This window comes from Embleya scabrispora DSM 41855 (genome assembly GCF_000372745.1).
GTDB lineage: Bacteria > Actinomycetota > Actinomycetes > Streptomycetales > Streptomycetaceae > Embleya > Embleya scabrispora.
Genome location: NZ_KB889633.1, coordinates 1 through 2,810, shown reverse-complemented (window position 1 = coordinate 2,810; position 2,810 = coordinate 1). Strand labels below are relative to the sequence as shown.

Below are 2,810 nucleotides of genomic sequence, written 5' to 3'. Positions count from 1 at the left end.
CCTCCGAAGTCCCCACGCAGGTGGGGGTGAGCCGGAGCGCTTCCCGGGTTGGCTCGATCAGCCGAGGAAGTCCCCACGCAGGTGGGGGTGAGCCGGCGCCCGCGTCGACGCAGGCAAATGCTCGCTGGAAGTCCCCACGCAGGTGGGGGTGAGCCGGACCTGCGTGTCGCCGTAGGTGCGGTACACCGGAAGTCCCCACGCAGGTGGGGGTGAGCCGACCCTGACGCTGACGTGCCAGATGTGCTGGTCGAAGTCCCCACGCAGGTGGGGGTGAGCCGCGGCGGGCCGGCGATCCGCGCATCTGGAACGAGAAGTCCCCACGCAGGTGGGGGTGAGCCGCTCACGACGATGCCGAGCGTGGTACAGGGGGCGAAGTCCCCACGCAGGTGGGGGTGAGCCGTCCCACGGCATGTTCGCGCGGATCTCGCACAGGAAGTCCCCACGCAGGTGGGGGTGAGCCGGGTGTCGAACACCCCGTGATGTCCGATGAGCTGAAGTCCCCACGCAGGTGGGGGTGAGCCGGAGGGGACGCGCGGATGGATGACACCGAACCCGAAGTTCCCACGCAGGTGGGGGTGAGCCGGCGCGCTCGACCTGGACCACGAGGGACGGCAGGAAGTTCCCACGCAGGTGGGGGTGAGCCGGCGTACTACGGGGCCTGGACGGTGCCGGTGCTGAAGTCCCCACGCGAGTGGGGGTGAGCCGGGCCGAGAGTGGCCAGCGGTGCGCCTGCACGGGAAGTCCCCACGCGAGTGGGGTGAGCCGCGTGCACGTCGTGCTGGAACGATCGAACATCGGAAGTCCCCACGCGCGCCGAATACACGACACCGCCACCTGGATGTCGTTCACGCCGGGCAGCGTCGTCGCGGTCAGGAACCGCGAAGACTTGGAGGCGTGCACCAGGCCGGCTCCGGCCATCTCTATCCCAGCCGACCTGTCACATCACGGACTTACGCGCACTATCCGATACGCCCCGCGAGTTGGGTGAGCCGTATCTGGGACCGGGCAAGTGTCACGTCGAAGCGGGTCTCCGGGTCTGGGGGACCGTGGGGGCGGCAAGCCGGCGGGCCCACTTCAGGAGGTGAGTGCTTGCATTTCGCCTGTGCGGATGTCGCCGACCGTGGTGGTGCGGGTGGCTGCGAGGGTGCCGGTTTGGCCGCCGCCGGTCCAGGTGATGGTCCAGTGCGTGGTGGCGGTGACGGTGCGGACGCCGGGGCGGGTGTAGGTGTGGCCGCAGTCGGGGCTGGGGTGGGCACCTCGGTTGGGGGTGTAGGGGGTTCCTGGGGTGGTGCAGGTGACGGTGGCGCCGTCACCCATGGTCCAGGTGATGCGGTCGACGGCCGCGGTGGCGGTGACGGACAGGCCGGGGACGGCGGCGGTGGCGGTGGCCGGTCCCCAGGTGGCGGGGGTGGCGTCGACCCACAGCCAGGTGGGGAGTCCGACGAGACCGGTCTTGCCCGGGCCGGGGGTCAGATGCAGGGTGGGCGCGTCGAGGGGGATCTGCGCGGACGCGCGGGCGCCGAGCTCGGCCGGGGTGGGTGGTGTGGGTGCGGTGCCCGTGCCGCCTCCGCCGGGGTCGCTGGTGCCCATGCACGAGGTCGCGTTCAGGACCACGGCCGCGCCGGGGCACTGGGTGTCCTCGGGATCCTTCGGATCCACGGGCGCCGGAGCCGAATTCGTCCCCACCGGGGTCGTGCCATGGGTCGTTCCGGCTCCCGGGCGGCCTGGGGAGCCGTCCTTGCGTGCCTCGATGACGGCCTGGCCGGCGTCGTTCACATCGACGTCGATCTCGTCGTCACCGATGGCTGGGGTCGTACCAGCCGATACCAGGAGCACACCCACCACGACGGCCTTTGCCGCGGGCCTCAGCACGACCGGTCCCGTTGGGCATTCATGTCGGCCATGCGCCACTTCCCCGCCGGATCACGGGTCAGGGTGAAGGCGCGGATGTAGCGAGGTGCCTGGCTGGCCAGCGGGGCCGGACTTCCGTTGCGATAGGTGGCGTGCTGCTGGCTGATGTCGATACAGGCAGCCAACGTCACGGTGGGTACGGTCGCGGTCAGGGACACCACCACGTCGCGTGGTGTCCTGGGGCCGGTGGTTCCTTGAACCGTGATGCCGTCGCGGGCGTTGTCGGAAGCGATGCGACGAATCAGCGCTGAGGCACGTCCCGTTGCGACGTCGGCAAGCCGGGATTCGTCCAGGGGCGCGCCGCCCTCGATCTCGCTTTGGTAGGCGATGAACTGCTCGTAGACATTGAGCGCGGCCGTCCGCGCGGCCTCGTCAGGGCTCGCGGTCGTCGCGGGCGGACCGGACGACGGCGCCGATGGTGGCGTCGTACGCGCGGCCTTCTTGCCGTCGCTGCCGTCGTCGCTGCATCCCACGGTGGCCAGTAGTACCACGGCTATCACCGCGGTCCCGATCGTGCTCCGTCCCACGCATCCCCCTCGCTCGGCCGAGATTACTCACCGTACTTGCGGGGCGCTGGATTTGGGAACCTGGGTGGCAGGGGCGGTGGATCGAACCACAAGTGACGGATGCAATCGAACTTCGCGGCAACCCGAATGCTGCTGAGGCTCCTTGATCGGCAAGGGACCGCGCTGCGCAGCAGCGAGAGCACAACGCCCGAGGTGGACGATCGGGACGTCTGGCACGGCTCATCGCAGAGGCCGGATGCGACACGTATCTCTACGGGATCGCCGATGGCGGTACATGTGAGCTTGCTCCGCTTTGACGGACACCTTCGTTGTGGTGGTCAGGCTGCGAGTGCGGCTTCGTATTCGACGGGTGTGCGGTAGCCGAGGCTGCTG

2 protein-coding genes and 1 CRISPR repeat array are annotated in these 2,810 nt (G+C 69.6%); both genes read right to left on the bottom strand.

The features are described 5' to 3' along the window. Positions 1 to 5: 5 nt before the first annotated feature. Positions 6 to 705: a CRISPR direct-repeat array (repeat unit 29 nt; unit sequence GAAGTCCCCACGCAGGTGGGGGTGAGCCG). A gap of 369 nt (positions 706 to 1,074) precedes the next feature. Further along, the gene (locus A3IC_RS64805) at positions 1,075 to 1,872 is read right to left on the bottom strand and encodes a hypothetical protein (protein WP_020550751.1); all 798 of its coding nucleotides are present in this window, start codon (positions 1,870 to 1,872) and stop codon (positions 1,075 to 1,077) included. Further along, on the bottom strand, positions 1,866 to 2,438 hold the full coding sequence (locus A3IC_RS0114405; protein WP_020550750.1) for a hypothetical protein: 573 nt from the start codon (positions 2,436 to 2,438) through the stop codon (positions 1,866 to 1,868). Before A3IC_RS0114405 ends, A3IC_RS64805 begins: the two co-directional genes overlap by 7 nt. Positions 2,439 to 2,810 lie beyond the last annotated feature (372 nt).